At 72.7% G+C, this 17,480-nt stretch carries 16 protein-coding genes; 8 read left to right on the top strand and 8 right to left on the bottom strand.

From position 1 onward, the window contains the following. Together CR470_RS25205 and CR470_RS25210 are read right to left on the bottom strand one after the other, a co-directional pair. The coding region (locus tag CR470_RS25205) for an ROK family transcriptional regulator (RefSeq protein ID WP_107489497.1) at positions 1–895 on the bottom strand (895 nt) is incomplete at its 3' end. A 170-nt stretch (positions 896–1,065) separates the two neighbouring features. Continuing rightward, a complete protein-coding gene (locus CR470_RS25210; protein WP_097869824.1) occupies positions 1,066–2,025 on the bottom strand; it encodes a beta-ketoacyl-ACP synthase III in 960 nt (319 codons plus the stop codon). Between the two features lie 243 nt (positions 2,026–2,268). Between CR470_RS25210 and fdhD the strand changes: the two genes are divergently transcribed. Continuing rightward, complete coding sequence (gene fdhD, locus CR470_RS25215) at positions 2,269–3,117, top strand: formate dehydrogenase accessory sulfurtransferase FdhD (RefSeq protein WP_097869825.1); 849 nt, start codon at positions 2,269–2,271, stop codon at positions 3,115–3,117. Between the two features lie 90 nt (positions 3,118–3,207). On the opposite strand, the gene CR470_RS25220 is transcribed toward fdhD, so the two are convergent. Next, the gene (locus CR470_RS25220; protein ID WP_097869826.1) at positions 3,208–3,423 is read right to left on the bottom strand and encodes a DNA-binding protein; all 216 of its coding nucleotides are present in this window, start codon (positions 3,421–3,423) and stop codon (positions 3,208–3,210) included. Between the two features lie 16 nt (positions 3,424–3,439). Then, positions 3,440–4,465 (bottom strand): bile acid:sodium symporter family protein, encoded by a 1,026-nt coding sequence (locus CR470_RS25225; protein ID WP_097869827.1) that lies wholly within the window; start codon positions 4,463–4,465, stop codon positions 3,440–3,442. 218 nt (positions 4,466–4,683) lie between these two features. Here CR470_RS25225 and CR470_RS25230 point away from each other — a divergent pair, with 218 nt between their 5' ends. From CR470_RS25230 to CR470_RS25245, 4 genes are all read left to right on the top strand, one after another. Next, positions 4,684–5,577 (top strand): LysR family transcriptional regulator, encoded by an 894-nt coding sequence (locus CR470_RS25230; protein WP_097869828.1) that lies wholly within the window; start codon positions 4,684–4,686, stop codon positions 5,575–5,577. 337 nt (positions 5,578–5,914) lie between these two features. Further along, on the top strand, positions 5,915–7,714 hold the full coding sequence (locus tag CR470_RS25235; RefSeq protein WP_097869838.1) for an AMP-dependent synthetase/ligase: 1,800 nt from the start codon (positions 5,915–5,917) through the stop codon (positions 7,712–7,714). A gap of 113 nt (positions 7,715–7,827) precedes the next feature. Continuing rightward, the gene (locus CR470_RS25240) at positions 7,828–8,664 is read left to right on the top strand and encodes an aldo/keto reductase (RefSeq protein ID WP_097869829.1); all 837 of its coding nucleotides are present in this window, start codon (positions 7,828–7,830) and stop codon (positions 8,662–8,664) included. A gap of 101 nt (positions 8,665–8,765) precedes the next feature. Beyond that, positions 8,766–9,251: an RICIN domain-containing protein gene (locus CR470_RS25245; protein WP_097869830.1), complete on the top strand. Its 486-nt coding sequence runs from the start codon at positions 8,766–8,768 to the stop codon at positions 9,249–9,251. A 45-nt stretch (positions 9,252–9,296) separates the two neighbouring features. Here CR470_RS25245 and CR470_RS25250 read toward each other — a convergent pair whose 3' ends face one another. After that, entirely contained in the window at positions 9,297–10,268 is a 972-nt protein-coding gene (locus CR470_RS25250; RefSeq protein ID WP_097869831.1) for a class I SAM-dependent methyltransferase, read from the bottom strand. After that, entirely contained in the window at positions 10,265–11,275 is a 1,011-nt protein-coding gene (locus tag CR470_RS25255) for an AraC family transcriptional regulator (protein WP_097869832.1), read from the bottom strand. The genes CR470_RS25250 and CR470_RS25255 overlap by 4 nt, the downstream gene beginning before the upstream one ends. 128 nt (positions 11,276–11,403) lie before the next feature. Between CR470_RS25255 and CR470_RS25260 the strand changes: the two genes are divergently transcribed. Next, complete coding sequence (locus CR470_RS25260) at positions 11,404–12,327, top strand: NmrA family transcriptional regulator (RefSeq protein WP_097869833.1); 924 nt, start codon at positions 11,404–11,406, stop codon at positions 12,325–12,327. A gap of 116 nt (positions 12,328–12,443) precedes the next feature. Further along, positions 12,444–13,406 (top strand): LysR family transcriptional regulator, encoded by a 963-nt coding sequence (locus CR470_RS25265; protein ID WP_097869834.1) that lies wholly within the window; start codon positions 12,444–12,446, stop codon positions 13,404–13,406. A gap of 72 nt (positions 13,407–13,478) precedes the next feature. Here the strand turns inward: CR470_RS25265 and CR470_RS25270 are convergent, their stop codons facing one another. Then, complete coding sequence (locus CR470_RS25270; protein WP_097869835.1) at positions 13,479–13,784, bottom strand: 4a-hydroxytetrahydrobiopterin dehydratase; 306 nt, start codon at positions 13,782–13,784, stop codon at positions 13,479–13,481. A gap of 100 nt (positions 13,785–13,884) precedes the next feature. On the opposite strand from CR470_RS25270, the gene CR470_RS25275 reads away from it, so the two are divergent. After that, positions 13,885–14,715, top strand: a complete 831-nt coding sequence (locus CR470_RS25275) for a helix-turn-helix domain-containing protein (protein WP_097869836.1) — start codon at positions 13,885–13,887, stop codon at positions 14,713–14,715. A 102-nt stretch (positions 14,716–14,817) separates the two neighbouring features. Here the strand turns inward: CR470_RS25275 and secD are convergent, their stop codons facing one another. Then, complete coding sequence (secD, locus tag CR470_RS25280) at positions 14,818–17,157, bottom strand: protein translocase subunit SecD (RefSeq protein WP_097869837.1); 2,340 nt, start codon at positions 17,155–17,157, stop codon at positions 14,818–14,820. Positions 17,158–17,480 lie beyond the last annotated feature (323 nt).

A 17,480-nucleotide genomic window follows, 5' to 3' on the forward strand; every position in this document is an offset into this window, starting at 1 on the left:
GAGATGTGTATAAGAGACAGACGGCGGTGAGGCTGCCCGCCGCCTCCAGCCGGGCGGCGAGTTCCGGCGAGCGGCCCTCCCGGGCCGCGTCCTCCGCGTCCCGCGCGAGGGCGGCGCCGCTGAAGTGGGCCTCCAGGCAACCCTTGTTGCCGCAGGCGCAGGCCCGGCCGTCCGGGTCCACCTGGATGTGCCCGATGTCCCCGGCGCTGCCGGTCGTACCGCGGTAGACCTCGCCGCCGACGACGATGCCGCAGCCGATGCCCGTACCGATCTTGACGCAGAGGAAGTCGCCGACGGAACGGGCCACGCCCGCGTGCTGCTCCCCCATCGCCATGAGGTTCACGTCGTTGTCGACCATGACGGGGCAGCCCAGCTCCTGGCTGAGCGCCTCGCGGACCGGGAACCCGTCCCAGCCGGGCATGATCGGCGGCGCGACCGGCACGCCCTCGGGAAACCGGACGGGGCCGGGGACCCCGATGCCCGCGCCGTCGAAGCCCTCCGCGAGCCCGGAGGCCCGCAGTTTGGCGGCCAACGACAGGACCTGCTCGAAGACGGCGACGGGGCCCTCGCGCACGTCCATCGGGTGGTTGAGGTGTCCCAGTACCTCCAGCTCCGCGTTGGTGACGGCCACGTCTATCGAGGTGGCGCCGATATCGACCCCGAGGAAACGCAGTTCGGGAGCGAGCCGGATGTTGTGCGAGCGGCGCCCGCCGCGCGATGCGGCGAGCCCGTCGGCCACCACCAGGCCGGTGTCCAGCAGCCGGTCCACCTCGACGGCGAGCTTCGAGCGCGACAGCTCGACCTGATCACCCAGTTGCGCACGGGAGTTGGGGCCCCCGTCGCGCAGCAGCCGGAGCAGCCGTGCCTGATGCGCGTTCGCGGGTCGTGCCGTCATGCGTCTCACGCGTCCCTCCCCGCCACATCGGCCAGTCCGTCGGGCTTTCGAGGGGAACGTAGCAGCGCTTTCCCGGAGTGGGAAGAAGTTGCGCAGGAATCCATGCCAACTTTCTCCACACCCAGGACAAAGGTCCTCGGTCAGAGGTCACCCGGACGCCCGGGTAACGGTCAGGGGCAGCGGATGACCTGACCGGCGTAGGAGAGGTTTCCGCCGAATCCGAAGAGCAGGACGGGCGCGCCGGAGGCGACCTCGCCGCGCTCGACCAGCTTGGACAGGGCCATCGGGATGGAGGCGGCCGAGGTGTTGCCGGAGTCCACCACGTCCCGGGCGATGACGGCGTTGACCGCGCCGATCTTGCGGGCGACCGGCTCGATGATCCGCAGGTTGGCCTGGTGCAGGACGACGGCGGCCAGGTCCTCGGGGGCGATCCCCGCCTTCTCGCAGACCCGGCGGGCGATCGGGGGGAGCTGAGTGGTGGCCCAGCGGTAGACGGACTGGCCCTCCTGCGCGAAGCGCGGCGGCGTCCCCTCGATCCGGACCGCGTTGCCCATCTCCGGCACGGAGCCCCACAGCACCGGTCCGATGCCGGGCCCGTCCGGGGTGTCGGGGGCCGTCGGGTCGGCGGTGACGACCGCGGCGCCCGCGCCGTCGCCGAGCAGGACGCAGGTGGAGCGGTCGGTCCAGTCCGCGATGTCGGCCATCTTGTCGGCGCCGATGACCAGGGCCCGGGTCGCCGCGCCGGCGCGGATGGCGTGGTCGGCGGTGGCCAGCGCGTGCGTGAAGCCGGAGCACACCACGTTGATGTCCATCACGGCGGGTGAGCCCATGCCGAGCCGCGCCGCGACCCGCGCCGCCATGCTCGGGGACCGGTCGATCGCGGTGGAGGTGGCGACGAGGACCAGATCGATCTCCGAGGGCACCAGCCCGGCCGTGGCCAGCGCCTTGGCTCCCGCGTGCGCGGCCATCTCGTCCACCGGCTCGTCGGGGCCACCCACGTGGCGGGTCTTGATACCGACCCGGCTGGTGATCCACTCGTCGCTCGTGTCGACCATGGCCGCCAGATCATCGTTCGTGAGCACCTTGGCGGGCTGGTAGTGGCCGAGCGCCACGACACGTGAGCCGGTCATACGGGTTCCCATCGTCGGGTAGGGCAGGAGCCATCCAGTCTTGGTCGCTACCGCCGGGTACAGGGGCACGTGATCCCACAGGAATCCGGCCCACACGTTGGAGCGTTGACAACAGCCTGGTCGGCATGTAAAGGCCGTGCCTGCGACGCGCCGGTGCGGGTGCCGGACAATGACGATCAGGTCCCGGCTTCCGACCATACGGACAGAAGCCATCGCACACGAACAGAATCGGGGTTCACATCCATGGGACGGGCCACCGAACGCCGCCGCACCCTCCGCATCCGGGACGGTGCCGTCTCCTCCCGCGCGGACACCCTGGTGGCGGAGGAACCCCTGGAGATCCGCCTGAACGGCCGTCCGCTGGCCATCACGATGCGTACGCCGGGCGACGATTTCGCGCTGGCGGCGGGCTTCCTCGTCAGCGAGGGGGTGATCGCGGAGGCGGACGAGGTGCAGTCGATCGTCTACTGCGCCGGGGCGACGGCGGACGGTGTGAACAGCTACAACGTGGTGGACGTGAGGCTCGCGCCCGGGGTCCGGGTCCCCGACATCACGCTGGAGCGGAACGTCTACACCACCTCCTCGTGCGGTCTGTGCGGCAAGGCGAGCCTTGACGCGGTACGCACCACGACCCGGCACCCCGTGGCCGACGTACCCCCGGTGCGGGTCACCCCGGAGCTGCTGTCCGCCCTCCCGGACCGGTTGCGGGCCGCGCAGCGGGTCTTCGACCGGACGGGCGGCCTGCATGCCGCCGCGCTGTTCTCCGAGGAGGGCGAACTCCGGGACGTCCGCGAGGACGTCGGCCGCCACAACGCGGTCGACAAGCTGGTGGGGCGGGCGCTGACAGACCACCGGCTGCCCCTGTCGCGGGCCGTCCTGCTGGTGTCGGGGCGGGCCTCCTTCGAGCTGGCGCAGAAGGCGGTGATGGCGGGGATCCCGGTGCTCGCGGCGGTTTCGGCGCCGTCGTCGCTGGCCGTGGACCTGGCAGCGGAGAGCGGCCTGACGCTGGTCGGCTTCCTGCGTGGCCCGTCGATGAACGTGTACGCCGGTGAGCACCGGATCGCGCTGGAGGCGGCGGCCCACCAGGGCTGAGGCGCGGAGCGGCTGAGATCCGGAGCGGGAGGGCTGAGCGGGAGACCCGGCCAGAGGGCCCGGAGCGGGAGACCCGGGCTCGTACGGGCCTCACTCCCCCGCGAAGGCCAGGCCCTCGGCGGCCAGCGCCTCGCGGAGGACCCGGATCGCCTTCGGGCCGACCCCGTGGAGAGCGAGCAGCTCCCCGGCGGTCACGGTCGTGAGCTGGGCGAGGCGGGTATGGCCCGCCGCCCGCAGGGCGCGTCGGGCCGGATTTCCCACCCCGTGCGGAAAATCGTCGGCGGGCGTACCGGGCTCGTCCTTCATGGCGCTTCCTCGTCGCTCAGGGCGCTTCCTCGCTACCGGCTACCGTAACCGCCGGGTCCTGGGACGGCTCGGGATCGCGGGAGCGGCGTTTGGCGATCACCGCGCAGACCATCAGCTGCAGCTGGTGGAAGAGCATCAGCGGCAGCACCGCCAGGCTCGCGTGCGCCCCGAAGATCACGCTCGCCATCGGCAGCCCGGCCGCCAGACTCTTCTTCGACCCGGCGAACTGGATGGCGATCCGGTCCGCCCGGCCGAACCCGAGCCGCCGCGCCCCGTACCAGCTCACGGTGAGCATCAGCGCCAGCAGGACCGCCTCGGCGGCGAGCAGCGCGCCGAGCCGGGCCGGGGTGACCTGGTGCCAGACGCCGGCGGCCATCCCCTCGCTGAACGCGCTGTAGACGACGAGCAGGATCGACCCCCGGTCGACCAGGCCGAGAACCTTTCTGTGCCGGGCGAGGAAACCGCCGACCCATCGGCGCAGCAGCTGTCCGGCGAGGAACGGGACGAGCAGCTGGAGCGCGATCTTCAGCAGGGAGTCCGCCGAGAACCCGCCCCCGGCCGAACCGAGGAGCAGCGCGGCGAGCAGCGGGGTCGCGAGGATCCCGGCGAGGCTGGAGAAGGACCCGGCGCAGATCGCGGCGGGCACGTTCCCCCGGGCGATCGAGGTGAAGGCGATGGACGACTGGATCGTCGAGGGGACCAGGCAGAGGAAGAGGAAGCCCGCCTGGAGCTCGGGCGTCAGCACGTACGGCACCAGCACGCCGCTCGCCAGCCCCAGCAGCGGGAAGAGGACGAAGGTGCAGGCCAGGACGGTGAGGTGGAGGCGCCAGTGCTTGAGCCCGTCGAGCGCCTCGGCCGTGGAGAGCCGCGCCCCGTAGAGGAAGAACAGCAGGGAGACCGCGCCGGTGGAGGCCCCGCCCGCCACATCGGCGGCGGTTCCCCGGGCGGGCAGCAGCGCCGCGAGGGCCACGGTCGCGGCCAGCGCCAGGATGTAGGGGTCGACCGGCGGCCAGGACGGCGGTCTCGGGATGCGGCGCGTCATCTGCTCGGGGTCTCCAGGGGTCGGCCGCCGTGCCGGGCGGACGGCGTTGCGTGCCGCTGCCTGCGTGCGGCCGGGCGTGCGTGCGGCCGGTCGTGCGGGCGGTCGGTCGTGCGGGCGGGCAGCGGGCCGTGTCGGCATCCATCCTGCTCCCGCGCCCTGCCATCAGGAATCACGCATACCGCTCTGACTGTCATCACGGATCCCGATAACCTGGGTCCATGGACGCCACGTACGACCCCGCCCAGCTGCGTACCTTCCTCGCCGTGGCCCAGACGCTGAGCTTCACCCAGGCCGCGCGCAGGCTGGGGATCCGCCAGTCCACGGTCAGCCAGCATGTGCGGCGGCTGGAGGGGGCGGCCGGCCGCCAGCTGTTCACCCGCGACACCCATCGCGTCGATCTCACCGAGGACGGCGAGGCGATGCTCGGCTTCGCCCGGACGATCCTGTCGGCGCACGAGCGGGCCGCGGCGTTCTTCGCGGGCACCCGGCTGCGCGGCCGGCTGCGGTTCGGGGCCTCCGAGGACTTCGTGTTGACCCGGCTTCCCGAGATCCTGGAGTCCTTCCGCCGTGACCATCCGGAGGTCGAGCTCCAGCTCACCGTGGAGCTGTCCGGGACGCTGCACCGGCAGCTCGCGGCGGGCCGGCTGGATCTGGTGCTGGCGAAGCGGCGGACCGGTGACACCCACGGTGAGCTGATGTGGCAGGACGCGCTGGACTGGATCGGCGCGCCGCAGCTGCGCGTCGATCCGGAGCGCCCCGTGCCGCTGGTCGTCTTCCCGCCACCGGCCATCACCCGGGCCCGCGCCCTGGAGGTGCTGGAGGAGCACGGGCGGGCCTGGCGGATCGCCTGTACGAGTACGAGCCTGAGCGGTCTGGTCGCGGCGGCGCGGGCGGGCCTGGGGGTGATGGCGCACTCCCGGGGGATGGTCCCGCCGGGGCTGGCGCCGGTTCCGGCCAGGGCAGGTTTGCCGGAGCTCGGCGGCGTCGACTTCGTACTCCTGCACGGGAACCGACGGGGTGCGGCCCAGGAGGCGGCAGACGCGCTGGCCTCCGCGATCCTGGCGGGCGGCGACCGGCTGCACCGCGGGACCGGCGGCGGGGAGGGTCGGTAGCCACTGCCGCCGGCCGCACCGCGGGAGCGGCGGCGGGGAGAGTCCGTGCCACTCCGCGGACCGGCCGCGGTCGCGGCGATCGGAGCGGTCGCAGTGGCCGCGACGGTCGGATTCGGTGGAGATTCCGGCGCGAGCCGCTTACCCCTCCGTCAGAACTGGGCCGGCCGGACGCCCGAGCCTTGCCCATCTGGCCGGATTTCGACGGTCGACCTGGGCGGACGGCACGGTGTGCGGAGCGCCCGGTCCCCTCCCGCCGGGCCCCCGCTTGGGGTAGCGTCGCGGCGCTGTGCGGAGCGCCACGAGGAGCATGTCATTGCGCGATTTCACTGTCCCACCCCTGCCGGCGGCACCTCTGGTCGGCGGTCTGGCCGATGTGGTCTTCGACTACGCGGAGGACGATCCGCACCGGGTCGCCCTCGGCCGCAAGGACGCCGGTGGCCAGTGGCGTGATGTGACCTCCGGGGACTTCCGCGATCAGGTGCTGGCTCTGGCCAAAGGACTGATCGCGCACGGGGTGCGGTTCGGCGACCGGGTCGCGCTGATGTCCCGCACGCGCTACGAGTGGACGCTCTTCGACTTCGCGCTCTGGACCGTCGGGGCCCAGTCGGTGCCGATCTACCCGACCTCATCCGCCGAGCAGGTCCTGTGGATGCTGCACGACGCCGAGGTGGTGGCGGTGATGGTCGAGCACGAGGACCACGCGATGACCGTCGGTTCGGTGATCGACCGGCTGCCGCGTCTGCTGCGGCTGTGGCAGCTGGACGCCGGAGCGGTGGACGAGCTGTTCGGGGCGGGCGCGGGCATCGACGACGAGGTGGTGCAGCGGCACCGGCGTGCGGTGACGCCCGATTCCGTGGCGACCGTCATCTACACCTCGGGGACGACGGGCCGCCCCAAGGGCTGCGTGATCACCCACGCGAACTTCATGTTCGAGAGCGACACGATGGTCACGCGCTGGGAGCCGGTGTTCCACTCCAGGCCCGGCGACGAGGCGGCCACGCTCCTGTTCCTGCCGCTGGCCCACGTCTTCGGGCGGATGGTCGAGATCGCCGCGGTCCGCGGCCGGGTCAAGCTCGGCCATCAGCCGGAGCTGTCCGCGAACGCGCTGATGCCGGACCTGGTGACGTTCCGGCCGACGTTCATCCTGGCGGTGCCGTACATCTTCGAGAAGGTGTTCAACGGGGCCCGGCGCAAGGCCGAGGCGGAGGACCGGGCCGGGCCGTTCGACAAGGCCGTCGACATCGCGGTGAAGTACGCCGAGGCCATGGAGCAGAAGGCGTTCGGGGACGGGCCGGGGCCTTCGGCAGGGCTGCGGATGCAGCACCAGTTCTTCGACAAGGTCGTGTACAAGAAGGTCCGCGACGCGATGGGCGGCCGGGTGCGGCACGCGATGTCGGGCGGCTCGGGCATGGACCGCCGGCTCGGGCTGTTCTTCGCGGGCGCCGGAGTGAGCGTCTTCGAGGGGTACGGGCTGACCGAGTCGACCGCGGCGGCGACGGCGAACCCGCCCGAGCGCACCCGGTACGGGACGGTCGGGCAGCCGATTCCGGGGACGTCGGTGCACATCGCGGACGACGGCGAGGTGTGGGTGCACGGGCCGAACGTGTTCTCCGGCTATCTGGGCAACCCCGGGGCCAGCCGGACGGTGCTGCGGGACGGCTGGCTCGCCACCGGGGACCTCGGTGCGCTGGACGCGGACGGCTATCTGACGATCACCGGGCGGAAGAAGGAGATCCTGGTGACGTCCGGCGGCAAGAGCGTCTCCCCCGCCGGTCTGGAGGAACGCGTCCGGGCGCATCCGCTGGTGGCGCAGTGCATCGTCGTCGGCAACGACCGCCCGTACATCGCGGCGCTCGTCACCGTCGACCAGGAGTCCGTGGACCACTGGCTGTCGATGCGGGGCCGCACCCCGCTCGACCCGGCCGACCTGGTGCGGGACCCGGACCTGGAGATGGAGGTCCGCCGGGCGGTGGTGGCCGCCAACACGGCGGTGTCCCAGGCCGAGTCGATCCGTACGTTCCGGATCCTGGCCCATCCGTTCACCGAGGAACTGGGGCTGCTGACGCCCTCGCTGAAGCTGAAGCGCAAGGCGATCGAGACGGCGTACGCGGTCGAGGTCGACGCGCTGTACCACTGACCCGGGGGCGGGGCGGGCCGCTGGCCCGGTGGCACCCCGGGGGCGGGAATGCCTGGACCCGCCCGGTCGTTGTCGTGGGGAGTATCCACCGACGACGTTAGGATCGACCGCTCGTGAGCCAGGTCCCCTCCATCACCCTCAACAACGGCCTCGACATGCCGCAGCTCGGTTTCGGTGTCTGGCAGGTGCCGGACGACGAGGCGGAGAGGGCGGTCGCCACGGCCATCGAGACCGGGTACCGGAGCATCGACACCGCCGCGGTCTACGAGAACGAGACCGGCACCGGCAAGGCCATCGCCGCCTCCGGCGTCGCCCGCGACGAGCTCTTCGTCACCACGAAGCTGTGGAACGGCGAGCAGGGCCACGACCGTGCCCTGCGCGCCTTCGACGCCTCGCTGGACAAGCTCGGCCTGGACTACGTCGACCTGTACCTGATCCACTGGCCGGTCCCGGCGAAGGACGCGTACACCGAGACGTACCAGGCGTTGGAGAAGATCCTCGCCGACGGCCGCGCGAAGGCCATCGGTGTGTCGAACTTCCACCCCGAGCACCTCAAGCGGCTGCTCGCCGAGACGTCCGTGGTCCCGGCCGTCAACCAGATCGAGCTGCACCCGCAGCTCCAGCAGGCCGAGCTCCGCGCCTTCCACGCCGATCACGGCATCGCCACCGAGGCGTGGTCGCCGCTGGGCCAGGGCAAGGGCCTGCTGGAGGTGCCGACGGTCGTCGCCATCGCCCAGAAGCACGGCCGTACGCCCGCCCAGGCGGTGCTGCGCTGGCATCTGCAGACCGGCAACATCGCGATCCCGAAGTCCGTGACACCGTCGCGGATCGAGGAGAACCTCGATGTGTTCGGCTTCGAGCTGGACGCCGACGACCTCGCCGCCTTCGCGGCCCTGGACGAGGGCAAGCGGCTCGGCCCCGACCCGGCGGAGTTCAGCGCCGGCGCCTGAGCGTCCGGCGACGGCGCCCCCACCGTGATCCCGGTGGGGGCGCCGTCGTCAGCCGGGACGCCGGCCCGCAGTACACACGTCGAACCGGGGAGACAGGGAACATGAGCGGCGAACTCGCGCCCGTCGTCGAGGCGGGTCCGTACCGCCTGCGCAACGTCGGCAGCAAGCTGGTGCTGGAGGTGTACGGCGCGGCCAAGGGCAGCGGGGCACGGGTCCAGCAGGGCAAGGACGACGGGACGGCCGCGCAGGTGTGGCGGCTGGCCCCGGTGCACGAGGGCGCGGCCCTCTTCCACCTGGTCAACGAACACAGCGGGAAGCGGCTGGACGTGGCTAACGCCGACACGGAGAACGGCACCCGGATCCAGCAGTGGAAGGCCAACAACTTCGGCGCCCAGGAGTGGCTGATCGAGCAGCACCCGGAGGCGCCCGGGACGGTGACGCTGGTGAGCTTCATCAGCGGCCTCGTCATGGAGGTCGCGGACCGTTCCACCGAGGCCGGGGGCACGGTTCAGCAGTGGGAGGACACCGACTCCCCCTTCCAGTGGTGGCGGTTGGAGCCGGTGCCGCGGGCGACGCCTGTCAGCTGATCCTCACTGGATCACCCGCGTCAACAACCCTGCGGGTCAATACACCTAGGGCCGTCGGCCCAGGTGCACCGTGCGGGCGGTGAGCAGGTGGACGTCGGGGCGGTGGTAAAGGCCTTCGGGGTCCTCGGGGTCCAGCAGACGGTCCAGTACCGCGCTGTCCTCGGCCGTCACCAGCTCGCCGAGCACCTCCCGCTCGCGGGTGATGCTCGCGACGACATGGTCGCGGGCGGGGCGGGAAAGCGGGGCGGGCAGGTCGAGGAGGAAGCTTCGGGTGCCCTGCGGGACGAGGCCGACCGCGGAGAAGAGCGCGCTCCAGTCCTCGGTCTCCCGCTTCGCGGCCGGGAGTTCGGACCGCATGTGCTCGAAGCGCGTGGCGGCGGCCGCGCCCATACGGGCCTCCAGGCCGGGCTGTCCAATGCCGATGTCTCGGGGCAGCCGCCGGGTGGGGAGTCCACCCTCGACGAGCGCGACCGTGCCGCCGGACCGCAGGAGCCCGGCGAAGCCTGCCAGAGCGGCGCGCTGATCGCCCAGGTGGTGCAGGGAGTTGCCCGCCCAGATCAGATCAGCCTCGCCCAAACGGTTGAAGTCTTCGGGGAGTTCGGCCTCCAGGGTCTGGAAGCGGTCGATCACGCCGAGGCGTCGCGCGCGGTTCTTCGCGCGTTCCAGGAGAGCGGGTGTGGCGTCCACCGCCACCACCTCGGCCTCCGGGAAGACCTCGGCCAGCAGGCAGGAGACGACTCCGGGGCCGCTGCCGACGTCCAGGACCCGGCGGACCTTCGGCGCGGTGGGCAGGGCCGCGATCCAGCGGGCCGCCTCCTCGTACTGCGCGCCGTTGAGTTCGGCCTCCTGCTCCAGGAGGGGGCCCAGGACGTCCCAGTCGATGTCCGTCGCCGGACCGCCACCCGATCCGTGGGCATGAGCGTGGGCATGAGCATGAGCGTGGGCGTGGGCATGGGCGGGTGCGGGCGAGGCGGGTGCGTACGCGTCGTGGTGGCCGTGACCGGCGTGGCTGTTCATGGACTCAGCCTCCCCAATGGACGACCTCTCGGCAAACCACGTTGCCGATCCGGCAAGTCGCGGTGGTTCCCCGGCGGGCTGCCGCGGTACTCCTGCGGGCTGACACCCCTGACCCTCTTGAACGCGGCGCTGAAGGCGAAGGGGGTGCCGTAGCCGACCTTCCGGGCCACGGCCTCCACCGTGGCGTCGCTCTCGCGCAGCAGGTCGGCCGCGACGGCGAGCCGCCAGCCGGTCAGGTACGCCATCGGCGGCTCCCCGACCAGCTCGGTGAACCGCCGGGCGAGACCGGCCCGGGACACCCCCGCGCGGGCGGCGAGCGCGGCGACGGTCCAGGGGTGCGCGGGCTCGTGCTGGAGCAGCCTCAGCGCCGTGCCCACGACCGGGTCGCCCATCGCGCGGTACCAGGCGGGAGCGTCCGCCCCGGGCCGGGCGAACCAGGCGCGGAGCACGGCGATGAGCAGCAGGTCCAGCAGACGGTCCAGGACCACGCGCTGGCCCGGCTCGTCCTGGGCGATCTCCGCGTCGAGCAGGTCCAGCAACGGCCGGGTCCGCGTGTCGGCGGGCACCGTGAGCAGCGGGGGCACGGCGTCCAGCAGACGGCGACTGATCTCGCCCTCCAGCAGATAGGTGCCGACGAGGACCGCCGTAGCGCCATCGGCCGCGTTTCCCCAGGTCCGTACGTTCAGCACCATGTCCTGGGAGAGCGGCCGGCCGTGCAGCGTGGTGCAGGCGCCGCCGGGACCGACGAGCGCGTGGGGTGGCGTCCCGGGTGCGTCGGCGACGGTGTACGGATCGGGGCCGCGGACCACCGCGATGTCCCCGGGGCCGAGCCGGACCGGTTCGCCTCCGTCGGACGGAACGATGACGGCCGTGCCGCGCCGGACCGACATGAGGCAGATCGGCGCCCGGTCCTCGACCCGTATCGCCCAGGGCGGCTCCATCACCATGCGGAGCAGGAACGCGCCCCGGGCCCGTGGTCCGTCCAGGAGTCCGGCGAGAGCGTCCATGGCGCCAGCCTAGACGCGTGGACGTGCGGAGGTGACGAGGTGAGGACGTGGGGACGCGTGGACGGAGGAGTAGGCGGCTGAGGCTTTGGAGCATGTCCGGGCGGTCGCGGGCCCGGGAGTCTGGAGCCATGACGGAGAACGCGTTCACACGACGAGACGACGACAGCGACGGCCAGGACGGCGGACGGGGTGCGGGACGGAGGACTGAGCAGGGAGCGGCAGTGGCCGCGGGAACGGTTCTGGTGACCAGCGGCACCGGCAAGACCGGCCGTCGGGTCGTGGAGCGGCTGACGGCCCTCGGGGTGCCGGTCCGCTCGGGTTCGCGCACGGGCGAGGTCCCGTTCGACTGGCAGGACACATCGGGCTGGGCGGCGGCGCTGCGCGGCGCCCGGGCCGCCTATGTGGCGTACTACCCGGACCTGGCGGTGCCCGGAGCGGCGGAGGCCATGGCCGCCTTCGGGCGGACCGCCGCGGCGTGCGGGGTGCGCAGGGTGGTGCTGCTGTCGGGTCGCGGCGAACCTCTGGCGGCCGTCGCCGAGGAGGCGCTGCGCGGGGCGGCCGGGACGGTGGAGGTCACCGTCGTGCGGTCGGCGTTCTTCGCGCAGAACTTCAGCGAGGGCGCGCTGCTGGACGGTGTGCTCGGCGGCGAGGTGGCGTTCCCCGCGGGCACGACGGCGGAACCGCTCGTGGACCTCGACGACCTGGCCGATGTCGTGGTGGCCGCGCTGACCGGGGACGGGCACGCGGGGGCGGTGTACGAGCTGACGGGCCCCCGGAGCCTGACGTTCGCGGAGGCGGCCGAGGAGCTGGGCCGGGCGGCGGGCCGGGCGGTGCGGTACGTCCCGGTGACGGGGCCCGCGTACGCGTCGCTGCTGGAGGAGTTCGGGGTGTCCGGTCCGGAGGCGGAATTCCTGGCCGAGCTGTTCGCGAAGCTGCTGGACGGCCACAACACGGCGACGTCGGACGATGTGAGGCGGGTCCTGGGACGGGAGCCGAAGGACTTCTCCGTCTTCGTCCGCGAGGCCGCCGGGGACGGCGCCTGGCACGGCTGAACCGGAACGCCGTGCCCCGCCGGCCGGCCCGGCGGGGTACCCCCGTGTACACCGACCGAACGGTAGGCGGAGCACACATATTGCCGGGGTGCTTTCCGGGCCCATAACTTGCCCTTATGGAGCTGGAGTTGCGCCATCTGCGAACGGTCCGTGCCATTGCCGACACGGGCAGCCTCACCAAGGCCGCCGCCACACTGGGGCTTGCCCAGCCTGCTCTCAGCGCTCAGCTGCGGCGGATCGAGAAGGCCCTGGGGGGCGCTCTCTTCAACCGCGACCACACCGGAGCCCGCGCCACCCCGCTCGGCGAACTGGTGCTGGAGCGGGCCCGGGTGGTGCTGCCCGCGGTCAGTGAACTGCAGGCGGAGGCGGTGCGGTTCGCCAATGCCACCGGGTCGCTGGACCGATTCCGGCTGGGCGGCACGCACGGTCCGCTGCTCGGCGGTCTGGTGGACCGGATGGCCGCCGCGCACCCGTCGGTGCCGGTGTCGACGTACACCTCGTGGTCGGTGGACGAGATCGCCTCGCTGGTGATCGACGGCCGGCTGGACTTCGCGCTGATCGGGACGTGTGGCGAGAGTTCGCCGCCGCTGGCGGACCGGCTGGTCTGGGAGGTCGTCGGGGTGGACCCGGTCTTCGTGATGCTGCCGGAGGATCACTCCCTGGCCGGTGAGGCGGAGCTGGAGCTCGCCGCGCTCGCGGACGAGCGGTGGGCGGACGTGCCCGGCGACGGCTGCTTCGCCGACTGCTTCACCGCGGCCTGCGCGCGGTCGGGCTTCACCCCGGCGTCGGTGTACGAGACGGACACCTCCTCCGTCGTCCATCTGGTGCAGGTGGGGCGGGTGATAGGGCTGTGCCGGGCGACGTTCCCGCCGACGCCCGGCCTGGTGACCAGACCGCTGGCCGGCGCGCCCCTCAGCTGGCGTCATCTGGTGGGCTGGCATCCGCACTCCCCCGCCGCGGACGCCGCAGCGGGGACGGTGGCCGGAGCGACCCGCGCCGCCTACGCCGAGGCGGTGTCACGCAGCCCGAGCTACGCGCAGTGGCTCGGCGCGCACCCGAGGTTCGGCACGGTGGCCTGAGCCGGGGCCGGGGCCGGGACCGAACAGCCCACCGCGGCGCGGCCCGGCGGCGGGCTGTTCGGTCCCGCCGGACTATTCGGCTCCGTGGGCCGGGGCGGCGGACGCCACGCGGGCGGCGAGCGCGAGGTCCTTCTCGGTGACCGCGCCTCCCGCGTCATGCGTGTGGACCGAAAGGGCCACCGTGTTGTATCCGAGCGTCAGGTCGGAGTGATGGTTCAGCTCGTCCTGGATCCGCGCGATGTGGACCGTCAGCGCGGCGGCGGCGATGTGCGAGGGCAGCCGGAAGGTCCGGGTGATCCGGTCTCCTTCCAGTGCCCAGCCGGGCAGGCTCTCCAGCCGGCGGTCGATCTCGCTCGGCGACAGCGGTTCTGCGCTCATGGAACGGCTCCCGTGGGTCTCGGTGGATCGGCGCATGCGTCACAGCGGGCCGGGGCGGCCCGTACCGGCCCCGGCCCGCCGGTGACGTTACGGTCTTGGCATGACGACTGTCTTGCCCGACACGGGAGTAGGGCCGCTGCTGCGGGACTGGCGGGAACAACGGCGCATCAGCCAGTTGGAGCTGGCTCTGCGCGCGGACTCCTCGGCCCGCCACATCTCGTTCATCGAGACGGGCCGCTCCCGGCCCAGCGAGGACATGGTCCTGCGGCTGGCCGAACAGCTGGACGTCCCGGTCCGTGAACGCAACGCCCTCCTGGTGGTCGCCGGTTACGCGCCCCGCTACGCGCAGACGCCCCTCGACGCCCCCGCGATGGCCTCTCTCCGGGAGAGCCTCGACCGGCTGCTCGCGGCGTACGAGCCGTATCCGGCGCTCGTGGTGGACGGCACCTACGGGGTGGTGGCGGCCAATCGGGGGATCGCCCTGCTGCTGGAGGGGGTGCCGGAGAAGCTGCTGGCCCCGCCGGTGAACGCCATGCGGCTCACCCTTCACCCGGAGGGGCTCGCCCCGCGCATCGTGAACCTCCCGGAGTGGCGGGCGGACCTGCTGGCGCAGATGGACCGCCAGATCGCCCTCGTACGGTCGCCGGAGCTGCGTGAGCTGTACGACGAGGTGGCCGCCTACCCGGCCCCCGCACGGGCGGGCGGCGCGGACCGTCGCACCGACGGTGCGGGCGGTGCGGGGCGGGAGCGCTCCGCCGCGTTCGCGCTGCCGATGCTGCTCGAACACGGGGGCCGGGTCCTGTCGTTCGTGTCGTCGATCGCGACGTTCAACACGCCGATGGACGTGACGGTGGCCGAGCTGGCCATCGAGACGTTCCTCCCCGCCGACCGGGAGACGGCCGCCTATCTGCACGCCCACGTCCCGTCCTGACCTCTGCCCCCCCCCTGAACCTCTGCCCCCGTCCGCCCCGCCGGCCCCTGGCGCCACGACCGGCCGGGGCGGCTGGTCGTGGCACCGGAGCACGGGATCACCTCAGACGCGTGCCCCGTTGTCGAGCGGGTCGCGCCGGGTCGCCCCCGTGCGCCCGCGTGCCGAGCCCTTCCGCTTCCCGGGGACGGGCGGCGGGGTCTCGGCGTTCCGCTCCAGAACGAGTGCTCCGGGTACGGCGGTGAACACCGAGGACCAGGTGCCGACGCAGATGCCGATGAGCAGAGCGAGCGCGAAGTCTGCGAGCGAGTCGCCACCCAGCACCGCGAGGGCGGCCAGGATGAACAGGGCGCCCATCCCGGTGTTCACCGTGCGCGGAACGGTCTGGAGGACGGCCCGGCGGGCGATGGCGTCCAGCGGTGTCCGCCGGTTCGCCCCCCACATCTCCCGTACCCGGTCGAAGACCACCACCGAGTCGTTGACCGAGTAGCCGATGACGGTGAGCAGGGCGGCCAGGAAGATGCCGTCCACCGGCCGGCCCAGCCAGGCGAAGGCCCCCACCACGAGGATCACGTCGTGCACCATGGCCCCGACGGCGGCCACGGCGAACGTCCAGCGGAAGCGGACCGCCAGGTAGGCCAGCTGAACGGCGACGGCGACCCCCAGGGCGATCAGGGCGTTGCGCCGCAGTTCGTCGCCGAGACTCGGGCCGATCAGCTCGTCCCGTACCTTCGTCGTCTCTCCGCCCTCCTCGGCGAGGGCGGTCCGCAGGGCGTGTTCGCCGTCGTTGTCGAGCTTCCCGGTACGTACGGACAGGTCGCCCTCCCCGGCCGTGGTGACCTCGGCGTCCCCGAACCCGGCGGCGGCGAGCGTGTCCCGGGCCGTCTCGACGTCGACCGGGCGGCTGGTGGAATACTCCACCAGCCGGCCCCCGGTGAACTCCACGCCCAGATCGACGCCGCGCACCACGATCCCGGCCACCGCGACGGCGACCAGGGCCGCCGAGACGACGAGCCAGCGGATCGGTTGCCGGAAGAGCTTCGGGTCCTTGCGGACCAGCCAGGTCCGCACGGCGCCGGGGCGCGCGATGCCGTTGACCCTCCGGTAGTCGCTGACGAAGCGGGAGTTGGCGGCGATCTCGGTGAGCGCGCGGGCGATGACCAGCGCGGAGAACATCGAGGCGATGACCCCGATGGCGAGGGTGACCCCGAAGCCCTTGACGGGACCCGAGCCCAGGAAGAAGAGCAGTCCGGCCGCGATCAGCGTGGTCGCGTTGGAGTCGGCGACCGCGCTCCACGCCTTCGTGAATCCGGTGGTCAGCGCGGAGCGCAGGGAGCGTTTCGGCCGTTCGGCGCACTCCTCCCTGGCCCGTTCGAAGACCAGGACGTTCGCGTCGACCGCCATCCCGATCGCGAGGACGAAACCGGCGAGCCCCGGGAGCGTCAGCGTGACACCGAGGGCGACGAGCGCGGCGTAGGAGATCACCCCGTACGCGGCCAGCGCCACGGCGGCCAGCGCGCCGAAGAGTCGGTAGACGAACGTGATGAAGAGCGCGGTGGCGGCTGCGCCGATGAGGGCCGCCCGGGCACTCGCGTCGATGGCCGCCGCGCCGAGCGTCGGGCCGACGGTGCGCTGCTCGACGATCTCCACGGGCACGGGCAGCGCCCCGCCCTTGATGAGCAGCGCCAGGTCACGTGCCTCGTCCGCGCTGAACGAGCCGGTGATCTGGGTGGCCCCGGACGGCAGCCCGGCCCGGCAGCCGACCGAGGGGTCGACCTGCGGCGAGGAGATGACCTTCTCGTCGAGGACGATGGCGACCCTCCGGCGGTCGTCCCCGGCGGGATGGCAGGCGGCCTCGCCGGTCAGCCGCTTCCAGTCCTGACCGGCGTCCTTGCGGAATTCCAGCGAGACGCTCCAGCCCGCACCTCCCTGCGCCTCGAAGCCCGCGGTGGCGTCCTCGACGCCCGCGCCGGAGAGCCGGGCGGGGCCGAGGTCGAGGACACGGCCCTGCTCGTCGGGGAGGGTCAGCCGATCGGGGTCGGCAGGGGGGCTGGGGTCGGAGCCCGAGGGCTTCTCGTCCGGCTCTTCGGCCGCCGGGCCCTCGACCGCGTGGAAGGTGAGCTGAGCCGTCCGGCCGATCACTTCGGCGGCCTGGCGCGGATCCTGGACGTCGGGCAGTTCGACGATGATCCGGTCCTCGCCGGACCGGGTCAGGGTCGGCTCGGTGACGCCCAGCGAGTCGATGCGCTGCCGCAGCACCTCCAGAGTGCGGTCGGTGGTCTCCCGGTCCGCCTCGACGGTGGCGGTGTCCCGGGCCTGGAGCACGATACGGGTGCCGCCCTGGAGATCGAGGCCGAGTCTGGGCGACATGGTCAGGCTGATGTAGACGGAGACGAGCAGGACGGCGACAGCCAGAACCGCTCGCACCGTGGTGGCGCCAGTCATGGAAATCCTCCGGTGGGGCGTCGAGCGCCCTCACCTCAGTGAGGACGCGGCGCCGGATCGGCAGAACAGGACGGATGACCGGTCGTGGGACCGGCGTTCCTGCCCGGAGGGCCCCGTACGCCGGGGAGCGCGCCCCTGCGGCTGCCGGGGACGTCGAAGGAATCCGCGGCGACATGCTGTACGCCACCGCGCGGCTCGGGCGGCCCCGGCAGAGCCGGCGTCAGTGCGTCGTGCGGCGGCGGTGGCGCGTGAAGGAGCAGGTACGCCCGGCCGGTGCCCGCCCGGGGAGCCTGCGCCGGATCGGCCGCCGCTCTGGGCTGCTC

The organism is Streptomyces sp. rh34 (assembly GCF_002551245.1).
GTDB lineage: Bacteria > Actinomycetota > Actinomycetes > Streptomycetales > Streptomycetaceae > Streptomyces.

Bases quoted from the DNA above. Each gene is read 5' to 3' on its own strand.
- CR470_RS25210 (WP_097869824.1), bottom strand. From the start codon at position 2,025: ATGACCGGCTCACGTGTCGTGGCGCTCGGCCACTACCAGCCCGCCAAG.
- fdhD (WP_097869825.1), top strand. From the start codon at position 2,269: ATGGGACGGGCCACCGAACGCCGCCGCACCCTCCGCATCCGGGACGGT.
- CR470_RS25220 (WP_097869826.1), bottom strand. From the start codon at position 3,423: ATGAAGGACGAGCCCGGTACGCCCGCCGACGATTTTCCGCACGGGGTG.
- CR470_RS25225 (WP_097869827.1), bottom strand. From the start codon at position 4,465: ATGACGCGCCGCATCCCGAGACCGCCGTCCTGGCCGCCGGTCGACCCC.
- CR470_RS25230 (WP_097869828.1), top strand. From the start codon at position 4,684: ATGGACGCCACGTACGACCCCGCCCAGCTGCGTACCTTCCTCGCCGTG.
- CR470_RS25245 (WP_097869830.1), top strand. From the start codon at position 8,766: ATGAGCGGCGAACTCGCGCCCGTCGTCGAGGCGGGTCCGTACCGCCTG.
- CR470_RS25250 (WP_097869831.1), bottom strand. From the start codon at position 10,268: ATGAACAGCCACGCCGGTCACGGCCACCACGACGCGTACGCACCCGCC.
- CR470_RS25255 (WP_097869832.1), bottom strand. From the start codon at position 11,275: ATGGACGCTCTCGCCGGACTCCTGGACGGACCACGGGCCCGGGGCGCG.
- CR470_RS25260 (WP_097869833.1), top strand. From the start codon at position 11,404: ATGACGGAGAACGCGTTCACACGACGAGACGACGACAGCGACGGCCAG.
- CR470_RS25265 (WP_097869834.1), top strand. From the start codon at position 12,444: ATGGAGCTGGAGTTGCGCCATCTGCGAACGGTCCGTGCCATTGCCGAC.
- CR470_RS25270 (WP_097869835.1), bottom strand. From the start codon at position 13,784: ATGAGCGCAGAACCGCTGTCGCCGAGCGAGATCGACCGCCGGCTGGAG.
- CR470_RS25275 (WP_097869836.1), top strand. From the start codon at position 13,885: ATGACGACTGTCTTGCCCGACACGGGAGTAGGGCCGCTGCTGCGGGAC.
- secD (WP_097869837.1), bottom strand. From the start codon at position 17,157: ATGACTGGCGCCACCACGGTGCGAGCGGTTCTGGCTGTCGCCGTCCTG.